The organism is Pseudomonas sp. MWU12-3088 (genome assembly GCF_023242405.1).
GTDB lineage: Bacteria > Pseudomonadota > Gammaproteobacteria > Pseudomonadales > Pseudomonadaceae > Aquipseudomonas > Aquipseudomonas kribbensis.
This window is the reverse complement of record NZ_JALJEA010000004.1, coordinates 417,219-434,755: the sequence shown is the minus strand read 5'-3', so window position 1 is coordinate 434,755 and position 17,537 is coordinate 417,219. Positions and strand designations below refer to the sequence as shown.

General features: G+C 58.9%; 16 protein-coding genes. 3 read left to right on the top strand and 13 right to left on the bottom strand.

The genetic code is table 11. The features are described from left to right. The first annotated feature begins 152 nt into the window (after positions 1 to 152). Together M5B98_RS13575 and M5B98_RS13570 are read left to right on the top strand one after the other, a co-directional pair. A complete protein-coding gene (locus tag M5B98_RS13575) occupies positions 153 to 569 on the top strand; it encodes an OsmC family protein (protein ID WP_065260454.1) in 417 nt (138 codons plus the stop codon). A 61-nt stretch (positions 570 to 630) separates the two neighbouring features. Continuing rightward, entirely contained in the window at positions 631 to 1,521 is an 891-nt protein-coding gene (locus M5B98_RS13570) for a pirin family protein (protein WP_248742949.1), read from the top strand. A 42-nt stretch (positions 1,522 to 1,563) separates the two neighbouring features. Here M5B98_RS13570 and M5B98_RS13565 read toward each other — a convergent pair whose 3' ends face one another. From M5B98_RS13565 to M5B98_RS13550, 4 genes are all read right to left on the bottom strand, one after another. Then, positions 1,564 to 2,292, bottom strand: coding sequence for a dienelactone hydrolase family protein (locus M5B98_RS13565; RefSeq protein WP_134825920.1), 729 nt, complete (start codon positions 2,290 to 2,292; stop codon positions 1,564 to 1,566). A gap of 68 nt (positions 2,293 to 2,360) precedes the next feature. Continuing rightward, positions 2,361 to 4,265 (bottom strand): molecular chaperone HtpG, encoded by a 1,905-nt coding sequence (htpG, locus tag M5B98_RS13560; RefSeq protein WP_248742948.1) that lies wholly within the window; start codon positions 4,263 to 4,265, stop codon positions 2,361 to 2,363. A gap of 81 nt (positions 4,266 to 4,346) precedes the next feature. Beyond that, positions 4,347 to 4,799: a PaaI family thioesterase gene (locus tag M5B98_RS13555; RefSeq protein ID WP_085710558.1), complete on the bottom strand. Its 453-nt coding sequence runs from the start codon at positions 4,797 to 4,799 to the stop codon at positions 4,347 to 4,349. Then, a complete protein-coding gene (locus M5B98_RS13550) occupies positions 4,796 to 5,272 on the bottom strand; it encodes a PaaI family thioesterase (protein ID WP_085732282.1) in 477 nt (158 codons plus the stop codon). The genes M5B98_RS13555 and M5B98_RS13550 overlap by 4 nt, the downstream gene beginning before the upstream one ends. Positions 5,273 to 5,430: 158 nt before the next feature. Here M5B98_RS13550 and M5B98_RS13545 point away from each other — a divergent pair, with 158 nt between their 5' ends. After that, the gene (locus M5B98_RS13545) at positions 5,431 to 5,667 is read left to right on the top strand and encodes a hypothetical protein (RefSeq protein WP_085682944.1); all 237 of its coding nucleotides are present in this window, start codon (positions 5,431 to 5,433) and stop codon (positions 5,665 to 5,667) included. Between the two features lie 77 nt (positions 5,668 to 5,744). Here M5B98_RS13545 and M5B98_RS13540 read toward each other — a convergent pair whose 3' ends face one another. From M5B98_RS13540 to M5B98_RS13500, 9 genes are all read right to left on the bottom strand, one after another. After that, on the bottom strand, positions 5,745 to 6,146 hold the full coding sequence (locus M5B98_RS13540; RefSeq protein WP_114881941.1) for an MAPEG family protein: 402 nt from the start codon (positions 6,144 to 6,146) through the stop codon (positions 5,745 to 5,747). Continuing rightward, positions 6,146 to 6,883, bottom strand: coding sequence for a DUF599 domain-containing protein (locus tag M5B98_RS13535; protein WP_085710553.1), 738 nt, complete (start codon positions 6,881 to 6,883; stop codon positions 6,146 to 6,148). The genes M5B98_RS13540 and M5B98_RS13535 overlap by 1 nt, the downstream gene beginning before the upstream one ends. Before the next feature lie 150 nt (positions 6,884 to 7,033). After that, positions 7,034 to 8,347: a branched-chain amino acid transport system II carrier protein gene (gene brnQ, locus M5B98_RS13530; RefSeq protein WP_248742947.1), complete on the bottom strand. Its 1,314-nt coding sequence runs from the start codon at positions 8,345 to 8,347 to the stop codon at positions 7,034 to 7,036. Positions 8,348 to 8,675: 328 nt separating this feature from the next. After that, positions 8,676 to 9,560, bottom strand: coding sequence for a succinate--CoA ligase subunit alpha (sucD, locus tag M5B98_RS13525; RefSeq protein WP_011333119.1), 885 nt, complete (start codon positions 9,558 to 9,560; stop codon positions 8,676 to 8,678). Further along, the gene (sucC, locus tag M5B98_RS13520) at positions 9,560 to 10,726 is read right to left on the bottom strand and encodes an ADP-forming succinate--CoA ligase subunit beta (RefSeq protein ID WP_007959029.1); all 1,167 of its coding nucleotides are present in this window, start codon (positions 10,724 to 10,726) and stop codon (positions 9,560 to 9,562) included. The genes sucD and sucC overlap by 1 nt, the downstream gene beginning before the upstream one ends. A gap of 201 nt (positions 10,727 to 10,927) precedes the next feature. Then, positions 10,928 to 12,364: a dihydrolipoyl dehydrogenase gene (gene lpdA, locus M5B98_RS13515; RefSeq protein WP_114881939.1), complete on the bottom strand. Its 1,437-nt coding sequence runs from the start codon at positions 12,362 to 12,364 to the stop codon at positions 10,928 to 10,930. A 97-nt stretch (positions 12,365 to 12,461) separates the two neighbouring features. Then, positions 12,462 to 13,682 carry a 2-oxoglutarate dehydrogenase complex dihydrolipoyllysine-residue succinyltransferase gene (odhB, locus tag M5B98_RS13510; RefSeq protein WP_114881938.1) on the bottom strand — a complete coding sequence of 407 codons (1,221 nt, stop codon included), beginning with the start codon at positions 13,680 to 13,682 and terminating at the stop codon, positions 12,462 to 12,464. Between the two features lie 42 nt (positions 13,683 to 13,724). Then, positions 13,725 to 16,556, bottom strand: coding sequence for a 2-oxoglutarate dehydrogenase E1 component (locus M5B98_RS13505; protein ID WP_085710549.1), 2,832 nt, complete (start codon positions 16,554 to 16,556; stop codon positions 13,725 to 13,727). Positions 16,557 to 16,828: 272 nt separating this feature from the next. Further along, positions 16,829 to 17,533, bottom strand: a complete 705-nt coding sequence (locus M5B98_RS13500) for a succinate dehydrogenase iron-sulfur subunit (RefSeq protein ID WP_065260469.1) — start codon at positions 17,531 to 17,533, stop codon at positions 16,829 to 16,831. Positions 17,534 to 17,537 lie beyond the last annotated feature (4 nt).

Below are 17,537 nucleotides of genomic sequence, written 5' to 3'. Positions count from 1 at the left end.
AAACACCGGCACAAGTATTCCTCGACTCACCGGCATAACCTGACGCCCTGCCGCACGCCGGCAAGAAAGTGGAACGCGCCCCTGCGGGAATGCTCTATACCTGCAAGGTCTTATTTGATCGAATGACTTTTCCTACTGCTTGCGAGGTTCACATGACCGTTACCGTCAATACCGTGTCCGCCGAAGGTTTCCGTCACACCGTACAGATCGATGAGCACGAACTGTTTACCGATGTCCCGACCACCGCTGGCGGCGAAGGCTCCGCGCCTGAGCCCCACGACTATTTCGACGCCGCCCTTGGCGCCTGCAAGGCCCTGACCCTGAAGCTGTATGCAAAGAAAAAAGACATCCCGCTCACGGGCGTCGGCGTAGAGGTAAAGCGCGACAACAGTCAGGAACAGAAAGGCAAATACGCCCTGCACGTGACCCTGACACTCAAAGGCGTGCTCACCGATGCCCAGCGCGAAGAACTGCTGCGCGTCGCCGATCGCTGCCCGATTCACAAACTGATGACCACCAGCGAAGTCACCATCGAAACCCACGCCCCACAAGGCTTCGACAGCCAGTAATCACCACGATGACACCGGCGGGTTATGCTCCACGCATCACCCGCCCAGCCTGGAACGCACCATGGACACCCAACCCCTGATCATCCGCCCGCGCGCCGAAGACGTCGAAGGCCAGCCGATCCTGCGTCCGCTGCCGTCAGCCAAATGCCGCAACGTCGGGCCTTTCGTGTTTTTCGATCACATGCTTGAAACGCTTTATCCCGCAGGCAAAGGGATGAACATCCGACAGCATCCGCACATCGGTCTGTCGACTTTGACCTATCTGTTTGAAGGACAGATCCAGCATAAGGACAGCCTCGGCTCGGATCAGGTGGTCAATGCTGGCGATGTCAGCTGGATGACCGCGGGCACGGCAATCGCTCACGTCGAGCGCACCCCCGAACCGCTGTGGGAACAAAGCTTCAAGATGCACGGGTTGCAGATCTGGCTCGCCTCGCCCAAGGATCACGAACAGGGTCCCGGGCATTACAGCCATCACCCCGCCTCAACGCTGCCGGTCAGCGAGAACCTCGGCGTGCAGATCCGCATGATTGCCGGGTCAGGCTTTTGCCTGGAATCGCCGGTGCCGGTGCTTTCTCCGACGCTGTATGCCGAACTGAAGATGCAGACTGCTACCACCCTGCTGATCCCGACCGAATATGAGGAGCGAGCGCTCTACGTGTTGAGCGGTGATGTGCAATTGAACGGGGAAACCGTGGAACCCCACGATCTGGTGGTGTTGCCGGCCGGGGAAGAGATGAGCCTGTTCGCCGAGAGCGACAGCCATGCCGTGCTGTTTGGTGGCGCGCCACTGGATGGGCCACGGCGGATCAACTGGAATTTTGTCGCGAGCGATCCGGCGGCTATCGATGAGGCCCGGCGCAAATGGGCGGCCGGCGAATGGCCGACGGTGCCGGGGGAAGTCGAGCGGATCGAACTGCCGAAATCCCGTAGCGAGCCGACACCGCTGTAAACGAACACTCCCACGCCAGGCGTGGGAGTGCTTTCAACCGAATCAGCCCTTGAACACTTCCTCCAGCAAGTCATGCATCGACTTGAACGCCCGCGCAGCGGTCTTCGCGTCGTACATCATCTTGCCCGGCACATTGGCGTGCGGATCGGTGAACGAGTGCACCGCGCCGCCGTAGCTCAGCAATTGCCAGTCCACGCCAGCCGCGTTCATTTCGTCTTCGAATGCCGGCAGTTGCTCTTTCGGCACCAACGGGTCGGAAGCACCGTGCAGCACCAGCACCGAGCCCTTGATGTTCTTCGCGTCCGCCGGGTTCGGCGAATCCAGCGTGCCGTGGAACGACACGGCAGCCTTGACCGCTGCACCGGTACGGGCCAGATCCAGTGCACAGCAACCGCCGAAGCAGAAACCGAACACCGCCAGTTTCGAGGTATCGACGGCGGCTTCGCCCTGCTTCTGCAGTTGTTCGAACGCAGCCTGCATACGCTTGCGCAGCAGTGCACGGTCATTCTTCAGCGGCATCATCGCCGCACCCGCCTGGTCGCCGTTCTGCGGACGCACGGCTTGCCCGTACACGTCGGCGATCAGCACCACATAACCCTTGGCCGCCACGGATTTGGCGATTTCTTCCGCGCCAGCGCTGACGCCCATCCAGTTCGGTGCCATCAACAGGCCCGGACGCGCGCCTTTGTGCTCGGCGTCGAACGCCAGACGACCTTCATAAGGCTGGCCGTCAATCTGATAGACCACGGAACGTACAGTGACTTGGCTCATTTCTGACTCCTGATGGGTTGAATACCAGAATGAAAAAACCCGCCGAAGCGGGTTTTTCTACAGCTTGATCAAGCGGACAGCTCAACCAGCAGCTTGTTCAGACGGCTCACGTATGCGGCCGGGTCTTTCAAGCTGTCGCCAGCCGCCAGGGCGGCCTGGTCGAAGAGGATGTGCGACAGGTCGCTGAAGCGATCTTCGCTGGCCTCGTTGTCGAGCTTCTCGATCAGCGGGTGGCTCGGGTTGAATTCGAAGATCGGCTTCGAATCCGGCACCTTCTGCCCGCTGGCCTCGAGGATCTGACGCATCTGCAGACCCAGGTCCTGCTCGCCGATGGCCAGGATGGCCGGCGAATCGGTCAGGCGATGGGAAACGCGGACTTCGGCAACGGACTCGCCCAGCGCGGTTTTCAGGCGCTCGACCAGACCTTCCTTCGACTTGGCGACTTCTTCTGCGGCCTTCTTGTCCTCTTCCGAGTCCAGGTTGCCCAGGTCCAGGTCACCGCGCGCGACATCGACAAAGCTCTTGCCGTCGAACTCGCTCAGGTAGCTCATCAGCCACTCGTCGATGCGGTCGGTCAGCAGCAGCACTTCGATGCCTTTCTTGCGGAAGACTTCCAGGTGCGGGCTGTTTTTGACCTGCGCGTAGGTTTCGCCGGTGAGGTAGTAGATCTTGTCCTGACCTTCCTTGGCGCGGGCCAGGTAGTCGGCCAGACCAACGATCTGCTCGCCGTCGCCTTCGGTGGTCGATGCGAAACGCAGCAGACCGGCAATTTTTTCCTTGTTGGCGAAATCTTCTGCCGGGCCTTCTTTCATGACCTGACCGAAGTTTTTCCAGAAGCCCTTGTATTGCTCAGGCTCGTTCTTCGCCAGTTTTTCCAGCATGTCCAGCACGCGCTTGGTCAGCGCCGACTTCATCGAGTCGATGATCGGGTCTTTCTGCAGGATTTCCCGGGATACGTTCAGCGACAGGTCGTTGGAGTCGACCACGCCCTTGATGAAGCGCAGGTACAGCGGCAGGAACGACTCGGCCTGATCCATCACGAACACGCGCTGTACGTACAGCTTCAGGCCTTTCGGCGCTTCACGCTGGTACAGATCGAACGGGGCACGGGCCGGCACGTACAGCAGCGAGCTGTATTCGAGCTTGCCTTCGACTTTGTTGTGGCTCCACGACAGCGGATTTTCGAAGTCGTGGGCGATGTGTTTGTAGAACTCCTGGTATTCCTCATCCTTCACTTCGGTGCGAGGACGGGTCCACAGGGCGCTGGCGCGGTTGACGGTTTCCCATTCAACCTCTGGCTTTTCTTCGCCTTCGGCAGCGGCCACTTCTTTCGGCAGCTCGATCGGCAGCGCGATGTGGTCGGAGTACTTCTTGATGATGTTGCGCAGACGCCAGCCATCGGCGAACTCGTCTTCACCCGATTTCAGGTGCAAGACGATACGGGTGCCGCGCTCTGGTTTGTCGATGGTGGCGACTTCGAACTCGCCTTCGCCTTTCGACGACCAGTGCACACCCTCGCTGGCAGCGGAGCCGGCGCGACGGCTGTATACGTCAACCTGGTCGGCAACGATGAAAGCGGAATAGAAACCCACGCCGAACTGACCGATCAGGTGCGAATCCTTCTTCTGGTCGCCCGACAGGTTTTTCATGAAATCGGCGGTGCCGGATTTGGCGATGGTACCCAGGTGGGTGATCACATCGTCGCGGTTCATGCCGATGCCGTTGTCTTCGAGGGTGACGGTCTTGGCGTCCTTGTCGAAGCTCACACGGATTTTCAGTTCAGCGCCACCTTCGAGCAACTCAGGCTTGGCCAGGGCTTCGAAGCGCAATTTGTCGACGGCGTCGGAGGCGTTCGAGATCAATTCGCGAAGGAAGATTTCCTTGTTGGAATACAGCGAATGGATCATGAGGTGCAGCAGTTGCTTCACCTCGGTCTGGAAGCCCAGGGTTTCCTTTTGAGTTTCCACACTCATGGTCATCAAACTCCAATCAGATGGCATTGGCCGCGACCCAGGTGGTCTGCGGCGGGTTGTTCACTGAATTGGGGGCGGTGTTCAGGATTTCAAGGGCTCGTCGATTTTGAAGTGGGCGCGGGCAGTGGCTATCGGTTCACTTTCGGTGCTTTGCCAGGCCGTGACCGCGACGTTGGCCACCCGCCGTCCCTGACGGCAGACCTGGCACCGGGCCCAGGTATCGCGGAACTGCCCGGCCCGCAGGTAATCGAGGGAAAAGTCGATGATCTTCGGCACACCGGGCGCACCGGTGAAAATCAGCAGATGCAGGGCGGCAGACAGCTCCATGAATCCGGCGATCACTCCGCCGTGGATCGCCGGCAATAAAGGGTTACCAATGTTGTCCTTGTTTGCCGGCAGCTTGAACAGCAGGTCATCACCGACTCGAGCGCACTCGACACCGATCAGTCCGGCATAGGGAATCAACGCCAGCAGCGGCGCGTAGTCACCCTTTTCGTGGGCTTCTTGCAGTTGCTGCTTGAAATCATCGCTCATGGGTTTTCTCCCTTGATCGCGCCACCAAAGCCCTTGGTACCTTTGAGCCCCTTGCCCATGCGCATGAACGTTCCGACGACATGGGCAATGGGGTGCTCGGGATCGTCCTGATAGGCGAAGCCCCGGGCGAAGATCACGTCGGTGGTGACCCGGTAGCACTGGGCGAAACCGTAGACGTCTTTGTGCGGTTCGGCGGCGTGCATATAGTCGATGCGTAAATCCAGGGTCGGGCAGACTTCGAATTCCGGCAGCACGCACAAGGTAGCCATGCCGCAGGCAGTGTCCATCAGCGAGGTGATCGCCCCGCCGTGGACCACGCCGGTCAGCGGGTTGCCAACGATTTGTGCGCTGTACGGCAAGACCACCGTCAGGCCTTCGCTGCTGGCGCTGTGCACTTTCAAACCCAGTACCTGGCAGTGGCGCAGGGCCGAGAGAAAGCGGGTCGCACGCTCAAAAACAGGGTTTTCGGCCATTTGATCATTACTCTTGTTAGTCACTGTTCCCGGTAGTGGAAAGAACAGCAAAAGTTCCATTGCAAAACAAACTTATATATCTGTGAGAAATGAGGAACTTAACCCTTGGGGCTGCGCTCTTAAGGCCAGTAGTTATTTTCCATAAGGAGAAACACCCCATGCGTAAGACTTTAGCTATTGCCTTGATGTTGACCGCTTCCCTCGGTCTCGCTGCCTGCGATAAAAAATCCGAGGACAAAGCTCAAGATGCCAACCAACATGCTGAACAAGCTCAGCAGAAAATGAATGAAGCTCAGGATAAAGTGAACGACGCGGCGAAAGAAAACGCCGAAGCCGCCAAAGATCAGGCCGAATCGAACGCTGCCGCTGCAGATGAAGCTGCCAAGAAGCAATAAGCCGCTTCTCGATGGCAAAAAAGAAAACCCGCCAAGTGCGGGTTTTCTTTTGCCTGTGATTTTTTTGTTATGCCTTGTTAGAGCAATGCGGTTTTAAAAGTCGGACTAATCATCAGCAACAATGAACACACTAAGCCGATCAGCCACACCAGACTGCGCAGTTTGGGAATATCGGCCAGGTAGAACCACAGATAGAGAATCCGTGCGATCACAAAGATAATCGCCAACGTATCGATCAACCATCCCGCCGTTTGCGTGGTATGCGCCATCAGCACACCCACGGCAAACAGGATGAACGCTTCGATGCTGTTCTGATGTGCCGCCAGTGCCCGGGCGCCGTATCCGGTGAGTTGCGCCTGTTGCTGACGCGGCAAGTGGTTGTTGTAACCGCCCTGCTCTTTCATGGCCTTGCCCACGGGCATGCGCGCCACGTAAATCAACAACGCACTGATAAACACACACCAGAACGGAATACTCATCAAGCAGCCTCTTTGATCGTTTCGGGCAACGGCGCCTCTGTAGGGGTATAGACCATTACATCGAGCACGTCGGAATGAAACTCGCGGCGATACAACACCAGTACCACACCGGCACTCATCAGCATGAACAGCCACGGGCTGACGAACCACGCCAGCATGCTCATGCCGAAGTAATAGGAGCGCAGGCCGAAGTTGAACTGGTTGGCCGCCATTGAAATCACACGCGCCGCCCGGGAAGCGAATGCCTTGCGCTCCTGCTCGGACACCTGACGCTCACCGATCATCGGCGCCGAGCCCACCAGAACGGCCGCGAAGTTGTACTGGCGCATGCACCAGCTGAACGTGAAGAAGGCATAGACAAACACCAGCGCCAGGCACAGCAACTTGATCTCCGACATGCCCTGAGAAGCCTGCTGCACCATCGGGATGTCCGCCAGCAACGATACCGCACGCTCCGAAGCACCGAGCACAGTCAGGATGCCGGCCAGGATGATCAGTGTGCTGGAAGCGAAGAACGAGGCGTTGCGCTCGAGGTTGCCGATCACGCTGGCATCGGCGATACGGTTGTCACGCAGCAGCATGCGGCGCATCCAGTCTTCGCGGTAAAGGTGCAACACGCTGGCCAGGCACGCGGTGTCACGGGCCTTCCAGGTGGCATAACGGGTGTAACCGCCCCAGCAGATGACGAACCAGAGCGCGGCAAGCAAGTGGATCAGGTTGGCTTGGATGAACGACATGCAAATTCCTGTGTGGAAGATTTCGGCTCCCCTTCGACGTTAGCCGAAAGGAAAAGACACTGCCTGACGCCCATAAAAAATGCCCCGTATCGATTGATACGGGGCATTTCTGTTTAATCGCTCAAGCCCGCTTGTGACGGGCCGGCAATCTTAGGCCAGGGCCTCGGCGCGCTTGCCCAGCAGGCGGTCACAAACCACTGCGACCACCAGGGTCATCACGCATGGCACCAGCCACGCCAGGCCCTGCTCGCTCAGCGGCAGGTGGGACAGTTGCGATGGCATCCAGTCCGCCAGACCAGCGCCTTTCAGGGCGTCAATCGTGCCGAACACGAACGACACCAGCATCACCGGGCCCATGATGCGGCTCTGCTCATGCCAGAACGCGGCACAGAAACTCAGGGCCACCAGCACGATGCACGGCGGGTAGATCGCGGTCAGCACCGGGATCGAGAACGCGATCAGCTTGGTCAGGCCCAGGTTGGACACCAGCAGCGAAAACGCCGCGAGGATGATGACCAGAGTCTTGTAGGACAGCGGCACGATGCGGCTGAAGTATTCGGCGCAGGCACAGGTCAGGCCGACCGCCGTCACCAGGCACGCCAGGGAGATCAGCACCGCAAGGAAACCGCTGCCCAGCGAACCAAAGGTATGTTGCACGTAAGCGTGCAGCACCGCCGCGCCGTTGGTTGCCCCTGCGGCCACTTCATGGCTGCCGGAACCCAGGCGGAACAGGCTGACGTACACCAGCGCCAGACCGACGCCGGCGATCAGACCAGCGATGATCGCGTAACGGGTGATCAGCGCTGGCGACTCGACGCCACGGGAACGGATCGCGTTGACGATGACGATGCCGAACACCAGTGCGCCCAGGGTATCCATGGTCAGGTAACCATTGATGAAGCCTTGGGAGAACGGCGCAGCGTCGTATTCCGGAGTGGCCACGCCGATGTCACCGGCCGGCAGCGCGAACGCAGCGATGCCGAGTACCGCCAGCGCGATGATCTTCAGCGGCGCGAGGAAACGCCCTACGGTATCCAGCAGACGGCCGGGATAGAGCGAAATGAAGAACACCAGCAGGAAATACACCGAGCTGTAGAGGAACAGCGCCAGCGGGCTTTCGCCGGTCAGCGGCGCCAGACCCACTTCAAAGGACACGGTCGCGGTACGCGGCGTGGCGAACAACGGGCCGACCGCCAGGTAGCACGCGGCTGCCAGTACGCCACCGGCAATCTTGCCGATCGGCGTGCTCAGCGCATCCATCGCCCCGCCGACCTTGGCCAGCGCGACAACGGTGATCACCGGCAGACCGACCGCCGTGATCAGGAAGCCCAGCGCCGCCATCCAGACGTTTGGCCCGGACTGCAAACCGACGATAGGCGGGAAGATGATGTTGCCGGCCCCGACGAACAGGGCGAATGTCATAAAGCCAAGTGCCAGGATGTCCTGACCTTTCAAAACTTTCATTAAGGAAATACCACACTACTGAATCGGAATTTAGAGGGGGATTTCCCTGTGGGGTTAGGGAAATGCTGTCAATCCGTATAAGACTGACCCGTTTAGCGCGTTGCATGCCTTGTGGGCGGCAGACGCAAAAATGGCTGCTAGCCTAACGAATTTGTCTGACAAACGCACTGTTTGAGGGCGAACTATCCGATACGCGACGTGTCCGTGTCGCGTTTTTGCATGTAATTGGACAGGTGCCTATAAATCGCCATCGTCAAACCGAACATCAGAAACGACAAAGGCCACCCGAAGGTGGCCTTTGTTGCTGGAACTAAAAGTCAGCCGAAGCTTACTTCTTCACTTCCCAGCCAGTCAGCTCGGCCAGGGCCTTGCCGATGTCTGCCAGCGAACGCACGGTTTTCACGCCTGCGTCTTGCAGAGCAGCGAATTTCTCGTCTGCAGTGCCTTTGCCGCCGGAGATGATTGCGCCAGCATGGCCCATGCGCTTGCCCGGAGGAGCAGTCACACCAGCAATGTAGGAAACAACCGGCTTGGTCACGTTGGCCTTGATGTAGGCAGCCGCTTCTTCTTCAGCCGAACCGCCGATCTCGCCGATCATCACGATCGCTTCGGTCTTCGGGTCTTCCTGGAACAGCTTCAGGATGTCGATGAAGTTCGAACCCGGGATCGGGTCACCGCCGATGCCGACGCAAGTCGACTGACCGAAACCGGCGTCAGTGGTCTGCTTAACAGCTTCGTAGGTCAGGGTGCCGGAACGGGAAACGATACCGACCTTGCCTGGCAAGTGGATGTGACCTGGCATGATGCCGATCTTGCACTCACCCGGAGTGATCACGCCTGGGCAGTTAGGGCCGATCAGGGTGACACCCAGCTCGTCGCACTTAACTTTCGCGTCCAGCATGTCCAGGGTAGGAATGCCTTCGGTGATGCAGACGATCAGCTTGATGCCGCCGAATGCCGCTTCCAGGATCGAGTCCTTGCAGAAAGGAGCCGGAACGTAGATCACGCTGGCGGTGGCGCCAGTGGCTTCTACAGCTTCTTTCACGGTGTTGAACACAGGCAGGTTCAGGTGAGTGGTGCCACCTTTGCCAGGAGTCACGCCGCCAACCATTTTGGTGCCGTAGGCAATGGCTTGTTCGGAGTGGAAAGTACCCTGCGCGCCGGTGAAGCCCTGGCAGATTACTTTGGTGTCTTTATTGATCAGGACGCTCATTACTTGCCCTCCGCAGCTTTAACGACTTGTTGAGCAGCGTCGGTCAGGCTGGTAGCAGCGATGATGTTCAAACCGCTTTCTGCCAGTACTTTAGCGCCCAGTTCAGCGTTGTTGCCTTCAAGACGAACAACAACCGGGATTTTCACGCCGACTTCTTTCACTGCGCCGATGATGCCTTCGGCAATCATGTCGCAACGAACGATGCCGCCGAAGATGTTAACCAGTACTGCAGCGACATTGCTGTCGGACAGAATGATCTTGAAAGCTTCGGTAACGCGTTCTTTGGTAGCACCACCACCTACGTCGAGGAAGTTGGCTGGCTTGCCGCCGTGCAGGTTGACGATGTCCATGGTACCCATGGCCAGGCCGGCACCGTTCACCATGCAGCCGATGTTGCCTTCCAGCGCTACGTAGTTCAGTTCGAACTTGGCAGCGTGCGCTTCGCGCGGATCGTCCTGGGACGGATCGTGGAAAGTCTTCAGCTTAGGCTGACGGTACATTGCGTTGGCGTCGATGTTGATCTTGGCGTCCAGGCAGTGCAGATCGCCGTCAGCCTTGATCACCAGCGGGTTCACTTCCAGCAGAGCCAGGTCGTGATCCTTGAACAGCTTGGCCAGACCTACGAAGATCTTGGCGAACTGAGCAACCTGCTTGCCTTCCAGACCCAGCTGGAATGCCAGCTCGCGACCCTGGAACGGCTGAGCGCCAACCAGTGGATCGATAGTGGCTTTCAGAATTTTTTCTGGAGTGTCGTGAGCGATTTTCTCGATGTCCACGCCACCTTCGGTGGAAGCCATGAACACGATGCGACGGCTCGAACGGTCAACGACAGCGCCCAGGTACAGCTCTTTAGCGATATCAGTGCACGATTCAACCAGGATCTTGGTGACTGGCTGGCCATTGGCATCAGTCTGGTAAGTCACCAGACGCTTGCCCAGCCACTGCTGTGCGAAGGCTTTGGCGTCTTCTTTGCTGCGAACCAGCTTGACGCCGCCCGCTTTACCGCGACCACCGGCGTGAACCTGGGCTTTGACAACCCACTCGTTGCCGCCGATTTTGTCGCAAGCTTCTGCTGCTGCTTCCGGGGTGTCTACTGCGAAACCAGTGGAAACTGGCAGGCCGTATTCAGCGAACAGCTGCTTACCCTGATACTCGTGAAGATTCATGCTTTTTACCGTCTTCGTTAGGTACTGCGCATTCGGCGCTGCGCTCTTGATGAGTGCCGCGCCACCTGTGACTGCTGCTTGCGTAGCCTTTCCGGATACCCGGTGCAGCTACGCAAGGCTGCGTCCAGCGGACATTCCGCGGTGAGTCTTGCACGCAAGGCTCACGACGGGCCGTACCGCCGTGGTTTCTTATTGTGTGTCTTAACGCTTCTTGCGGTTGGCAATGTGGATGGCGCCGCCATTCACTGCCAGAGCTGCTTCGTGCAAGGCTTCGGACAGGGTCGGATGGGAGAAAACCATCATGCCCAGGTCTTCAGCGCTGGTGCCGAATTCCATACCGATCGCGCCCTGCTGAACCAGTTCTGCAGCGCTCGGGCCAATCACGTGCACGCCCAATACGCGGTCAGTCTTGGCATCGGCGATGACCTTGACGAAACCACCGGTATCGTTGGCGGCCATGGCACGGCCGGATGCTGCGAACGGGAAGGTGCCGACGTTAACTTCAACGCCTTCAGCTTTCAAGGCCTGCTCGGTTTTACCAACCCATGCGATTTCCGGGTGAGTATAAATAACCGAAGGGATCAGGTCATAGTTCATCTGGGCCTTGTGACCCTTGATGCGCTCGACAACCATGATGCCCTCTTCCGAGGCTTTGTGAGCCAGCATCATGCCGCGAACCACGTCACCGATGGCGTAGACGCCCGGTACGGTGGTGGCGCAGTGATCGTCAACGTGCACGAAACCGCGCTCGTCCAAGGTCACGCCGCTGTCGGCAGCCAGCAGATCAGTGGTCACCGGACGGCGACCAACGGCTACGATCAGCTTGTCGAAAGTGATGGTCTGTTCGCCGTTGGCATCGGTGTAGTTCACAACGACTTCGTCGCCGTTCACTTTCGAACCGGTTACGCGAGCGCCCAGCTTGATGTCCAGACCTTGCTTGGTCAGGGTTTTCAGCGCTTCCTTGGAAACAGCGGTGTCCGCTGCCATCAGGAAGGTGTCCAGGGCTTCCAGAACAGTCACTTCTGCACCCAGACGCGACCATACCGAACCCAGTTCCAGACCGATCACGCCAGCGCCGATCACGCCCAGACGCTTAGGTACGGCCTGGAATTCCAGGGCGCCAGTCGAATCGACGATGACTTTCTGGTCGACCGGAGCCGGTGGAATGTCGATCGGACGCGAACCTGGAGCCAGGATGACGTTTTCAGCTTCGATGACTTCAACCGAGCCGTCCGGCTTGGTGACTTCGACTTTCTTGCCAGCCAGCAGTTTGCCGTGGCCCTGGATCGAAGTTACGCCGTTGGCCTTGAACAGGGTGGCAACGCCGCCGGTCAGGTTCTTGACGATGCCGGCCTTGCGGCCAACCATCGCAGCGACGTCCATTTTGACTTCGCCGGTCGAGATACCGTGAACGTTGAAGCTTTCTTTGGCTTCCTTGTATTTCCAGGAGCTGTCCAGCAGCGCCTTGGACGGAATGCAGCCTACGTTCAGGCAGGTGCCGCCCAGGGCTTGCTTGCCTTCAGCATCGGTGTACTTCTCGATGCAGGCAGTGCTCAGACCGAGTTGCGCGGCCTTGATGGCAGCTACGTAGCCGCCAGGGCCGGCACCGATCACTACTACGTCAAATTTCTGCGACATTCAAAAAATCCTCTTTAGCGAAAAGCTTCAAGCCGCAAGCTGCAAGCCAGACTGCCGTTTCCGGCAGCCTGAAACCTGCAGCTCATGGCTGCTTCTATCAGATATCCAGCAACAGACGAGCCGGATCTTCCAGCAGGTTCTTGATGGTCACCAGGAAAGTCACAGCTTCTTTGCCATCGATCAGACGGTGATCGTAGGACAGTGCCAGGTACATCATCGGACGGATAACGACCTGACCGTTGATGGCCATCGGACGCTGGATGATGTTGTGCATGCCCAGAATCGCTGCCTGCGGCGGGTTGACGATCGGAGTCGACATCATCGATCCGAAGGTACCACCGTTGGTGATGGTGAAGGTACCGCCGGTCATCTCGTCCATCGACAGTTTGCCGTCACGGGCCTTCTTGCCGAAGGTGGCGATGCCGCCTTCGATTTCAGCCAGGCTCATGTGTTCGGCGTTACGCAGAACCGGAACTACCAGGCCACGGTCGCTGGAAACAGCAACGCCGATGTCGGCATAACCGTGGTAAACGATGTCGTTGCCGTCGATCGAAGCGTTGACCGCCGGGAAGCGTTTCAGCGCTTCGGTGGCAGCCTTCACGAAGAACGACATGAAGCCCAGGCGTACGCCGTTGTGGGACTTCTCGAACAGGTCCTTGTACTTCGAACGCAGGGCCATGACTTCGGTCATGTCGACTTCGTTGAAAGTGGTCAGCATCGCCATGTTCGACTGAGCTTCTACCAGACGCTTGGCAACGGTGGCACGAACGCGGGTCATCGGAACGCGCTTCTCGATGCGGTCGCCAGCGGCGAACACAGGAGCGGCAGCGGCCGGAGCAGCAGCTTTCGGCGCAGCAGCCGGAGCGGATTTCTTCGCTTCAACAGCGGCAACCACGTCTTCCTTGGTCACACGGCCGTCTTTGCCGGTGCCTTTTACGGAAGCCAGGTTGATGCCGTTTTCTTCGGCCAGCTTGCGGGCGGCCGGAGCAGCGATTGCATCTTCGTCAGCGCCGGCAGCAGCCGGGGCAGCGGCAGCAGCGGCCGGAGCAGCAGCGGCAGCCGGAGCAGCGGCAGCAGCGCCGCCTTCAACGATGGAGCCCAGGACTTCGTCGGACAGGACGGTGTCGCCCTCGCCCTTGACGATTGCGCCCAGCACGCCGTCGGCGGTGGCCAGCACTTCCAGAACGACCTTGTCGGTTTCGATGTCGACGATCAGTTCGTCACGCTTGACGGCGTCGCCCGGTTGTTTGTGCCAGGTGGCAACGGTGCCATCGGCAACCGATTCCGGGAAAGTGGGGGCTTTGATCTCGATAGCCATTGTCTGTGGTTCCTTAAATTCGGTTTCAGGTGCGCGAAGGCGTTAAACGGTAAACGCGTCTTGCAGCAGTTTTTCCTGCTGCTCGGCGTGCATCGATGCGTAACCACATGCAGGTGCAGCAGAAGCCTCACGGCCCGCGTACTCGAGTACGAGAGATTTGTTGAGGTTGCTGATGCTGCGACGCAGGTGGTGCTGGCTGCAGTACCAGGCGCCCTGGTTCATCGGCTCTTCCTGGCACCAGACAGCCGCTTTGGCGTTGGTGTAAGGAGCCAGGACTTCTTTCAAGTCGTCCTCAGGGAATGGGTACAGCTGCTCGATACGCACGATGGCGATATCTTCGCGGCCTTCGGCACGGCGTTTTTCCAGCAGGTCGTAGTAGACCTTGCCGCTGCACAGAACCACGCGCTCGACCTTTTTCGGGTCCAGTGCATCGATTTCCGGGATAACGGTCTGGAACGAACCTTCGGCCAGATCTTCCAGCGTCGAGATTGCCAGTTTGTGACGCAGCAGCGACTTCGGAGTCAGCACTACCAGCGGCTTGCGCAGCGGGCGGATCACCTGACGACGCAGCAAGTGGTAGATCTGCGCCGGAGTCGTCGGCATGCACACCTGAATGTTGTGCTCGGCGCACAGCTGCAGGTAACGCTCGAGACGTGCCGAGCTGTGCTCAGGACCCTGGCCTTCGTAGCCGTGCGGCAGCAGCATGGTCAGACCGCAGAGACGGCCCCACTTGTGCTCGCCGCTGGTGATGAACTGGTCGATAACAACCTGTGCACCGTTGGCGAAGTCGCCGAACTGGGCTTCCCAGATCACCAGCGCGTTCGGCGTGGTGGTCGAGTAACCGTATTCGAACGCCAGTACCGCTTCTTCCGACAGGAACGAGTCGTACAGGTCGAAGCGTGGCTGACCTTCGTACAGGTGTTTCAGCGGAATGTAGGTGCCAGCATCTTTCTGGTTGTGCAGAACAGCGTGACGGTGCGAGAACGTACCGCGGCCGATGTCCTGACCGGTCATGCGGATCGGGTGACCTTCGAACGCCAGGGTCGCGTACGCCATGGTTTCGGCGTAACCCCAGTTGATCGGCAGGCCGCCGGCTTGCATCTTCTGACGGTCTTCGTAGATCTTCGCAACCTGGCGCTGAACCACGAAGCCTTCCGGAATTTCCAGCAGCTTGGCGGACAGTTCCTGCAGGGTCTTCAGATCGAAGCGAGTGTCGTGACGCGCAGTCCAGGCGTGGCCCAGATACGGGCGCCAGTCCACGAACAGCTCTTTGTTCGGCTCTTTGACCAACGATTTCACTACGTGCAGACCGTTGTCCAGCGCGTTGCGGTATTCGTCGACTTTCGCCTGAACACGCTCTGCGTCCAGCACACCGCCCTGGGTCAGACGATCAGCGTACAGCTCACGGGTGGTGCGCTGCTTGGTGATCTGCTGATACATCAGCGGCTGGGTGCCGCTTGGCTCGTCGGCCTCGTTGTGGCCGCGACGGCGGTAGCAGACCAGGTCGATCACCACGTCACGCTTGAACTGCATGCGGTAGTCGATGGCCAGCTGGGTCACGAACAGTACGGCTTCCGGATCATCGCCATTCACATGGAGGATCGGCGCCTGGATCATCTTCGCAACGTCGGTGGCGTACTCGGTGGAGCGCGAGTCCAGCGGGTTGCTGATGGTGAAACCGACCTGGTTGTTGATCACGATGTGCACGGTACCGCCGGTCTTGAAACCGCGGGTCTGCGACATCTGGAAGGTTTCCATCACCACGCCCTGACCTGCGAATGCAGCGTCACCGTGGATGGAGATCGGCAATACCTTCTCGCCGGTCGCGTCGTTACGACGGTCCTGACGGGCACGTACCGAACCTTCGACCACCGGGGAAACGATTTCCAGGTGGGACGGGTTGAACGCCATGGCCAGGTGAACTTCACCGCCGGCGGTCATCACGTTGGACGAGAAGCCCTGGTGGTATTTAACGTCACCGGAACCCAGCTCGACCTTCTTCTTGCCTTCGAACTCGTCGAACAGCTCGCGCGGGTTCTTGCCGAAGGTGTTGACCAGCACGTTCAGACGGCCACGGTGGGCCATGCCGATGACGACTTCCTTGGTGCCGTACGAGCCGGAACGCTGGATCAGTTCGTCGAGCATCGGAATCAGGCTTTCGCCGCCTTCCAGACCGAAACGCTTGGTGCCCGGGTATTTGGTGCCCAGGTATTTTTCCAGGCCCTCACCGGCCGTCACGCGCTCGAGCAGGTGGCTCTTGATGTCGGCGGAGTATTCCGGACGGCCACGTACGCTTTCCAGACGCTGCTGGAACCACTGGCGCTGCTCGGAATCGGTGATGTGCGTAAATTCAGCGCCGATGGTGCGGCAATATGTCTGCTGCAACGCTTCGTGAATTTCGCGTAGGCTCGCTTCCTCTTTGCCGATGAACAGGTCGCCGGCACGGAAGGTCGTATCAAGATCGGCATTGGTCAAGCCGTAATGATTGATCGACAGGTCTGCAGGTGCAGGACGCTGCCACAGCCCCAGCGGGTCAAGCTGGGCTGCCTGGTGGCCACGCATACGGTAGGCCTGGATCAATCGCAGCACTTCAACTTGCTTCTTCTCGTGCTCACTGCTCACGCTGCCGGCGGAAACCGGTTGGGCGCGGCGCTGGTTCTTCGCCAGCAGCACGAAATGATCGCGAATTGTGGAGTGCGAAACATCGGTGGCAGAGCCGCCGTCGGCGGGCAGCTTCTGAAAGTAGGTGCGCCACTCTTCTGGCACAGCGTTAGGGTCGTGCAGGTAGAGCTCATAAAGCTCTTCCACATAGGCAGCGTTTCCACCTGAAAGGTAGGCGCTGTTCCACATGCGCTGCATCACGCTTTCTTGCATGCTTGGTCACCCTCGGTTAGGGGAACACCATCGGTGTCGACACCGAGCAAACTTGCAGAAGTCCGAATGCAGCGACCAAAACAAGCCACTTAGGATCACACTGATAGTCCGGGTACCAGCCCGGATGCCCCTGCTTGTCTCATTTCTTCAAAATAAGAGCCGCAGCTTATGGCTGTTGCTCTGGTTATAGCCAGGGCGCGGGTTGAAGCCCGCGCCTTGACCTGTACGGTGCAGCGATGCCGCTTTTTACAGCGGCAGTTACAGCTTCTGAATCACACGCCGCTCGAAAGCAGCATGTTACGGATGTGACCGATGGCCTTAGTCGGGTTCAGGCCTTTCGGACATACGTTGACGCAGTTCATGATGCCCCGGCAGCGGAAAACGCTGAACGGGTCATCGAGGGACGCCAGACGCTCGGACGTCTTGGTATCGCGGCTGTCTGCCAGGAAGCGGTACGCTTGCAGCAGTGCAGCCGGACCCAGGAATTTGTCCGGGTTCCACCAGAAGGACGGGCAAGAGGTCGAGCAGCAGGCGCACAGGATGCACTCGTACAGACCGTCGAGCTTTTCACGCTCTTCAGGGGACTGCAGACGCTCGATGGCCGGAGCCGGCGTGTCGTTCTGCAGGAATGGCTTAACCTTCTCGTATTGCTTGTAGAAGATGCTCATATCGACGACCAGGTCACGGATAACCGGCAAACCTGGCAGAGGACGGATGACCAGCTTGTTACCTTTGACGACAGCGGACAGCGGCGTGATGCACGCCAGGCCGTTCTTGCCGTTGATGTTCATGCCGTCGGAGCCGCAAACACCTTCACGGCAGGAGCGACGGTAGGAGAAACCTTCGTCCTGCTCTTTGATCAGGGCCAGCACGTCCAGCACCATCAGGTCTTTACCACCGGTATCGACCTGGAATTCCTGCATGAACGGCGCAGCGTCCTGATCAGGGTTGTAACGATAAACACTGACTTTCAACATGGCG

Coding starts and splice junctions, on each gene's coding strand:
- htpG (WP_248742948.1), bottom strand. CDS start 4,265: ATGAGTGTGGAAACTCAAAAGGAAACCCTGGGCTTCCAGACCGAGGTG.
- M5B98_RS13545 (WP_085682944.1), top strand. CDS start 5,431: ATGCGTAAGACTTTAGCTATTGCCTTGATGTTGACCGCTTCCCTCGGT.
- M5B98_RS13535 (WP_085710553.1), bottom strand. CDS start 6,883: ATGTCGTTCATCCAAGCCAACCTGATCCACTTGCTTGCCGCGCTCTGG.
- M5B98_RS13505 (WP_085710549.1), bottom strand. CDS start 16,556: ATGCAAGAAAGCGTGATGCAGCGCATGTGGAACAGCGCCTACCTTTCA.
- M5B98_RS13500 (WP_065260469.1), bottom strand. CDS start 17,533: ATGTTGAAAGTCAGTGTTTATCGTTACAACCCTGATCAGGACGCTGCG.
- sucC (WP_007959029.1), bottom strand. CDS start 10,726: ATGAATCTTCACGAGTATCAGGGTAAGCAGCTGTTCGCTGAATACGGC.
- M5B98_RS13570 (WP_248742949.1), top strand. CDS start 631: ATGGACACCCAACCCCTGATCATCCGCCCGCGCGCCGAAGACGTCGAA.
- lpdA (WP_114881939.1), bottom strand. CDS start 12,364: ATGTCGCAGAAATTTGACGTAGTAGTGATCGGTGCCGGCCCTGGCGGC.
- M5B98_RS13550 (WP_085732282.1), bottom strand. CDS start 5,272: ATGGCCGAAAACCCTGTTTTTGAGCGTGCGACCCGCTTTCTCTCGGCC.
- M5B98_RS13540 (WP_114881941.1), bottom strand. CDS start 6,146: ATGAGTATTCCGTTCTGGTGTGTGTTTATCAGTGCGTTGTTGATTTAC.
- M5B98_RS13575 (WP_065260454.1), top strand. CDS start 153: ATGACCGTTACCGTCAATACCGTGTCCGCCGAAGGTTTCCGTCACACC.
- M5B98_RS13555 (WP_085710558.1), bottom strand. CDS start 4,799: ATGAGCGATGATTTCAAGCAGCAACTGCAAGAAGCCCACGAAAAGGGT.
- M5B98_RS13565 (WP_134825920.1), bottom strand. CDS start 2,292: ATGAGCCAAGTCACTGTACGTTCCGTGGTCTATCAGATTGACGGCCAG.
- sucD (WP_011333119.1), bottom strand. CDS start 9,560: ATGAGCGTCCTGATCAATAAAGACACCAAAGTAATCTGCCAGGGCTTC.
- odhB (WP_114881938.1), bottom strand. CDS start 13,682: ATGGCTATCGAGATCAAAGCCCCCACTTTCCCGGAATCGGTTGCCGAT.
- brnQ (WP_248742947.1), bottom strand. CDS start 8,347: ATGAAAGTTTTGAAAGGTCAGGACATCCTGGCACTTGGCTTTATGACA.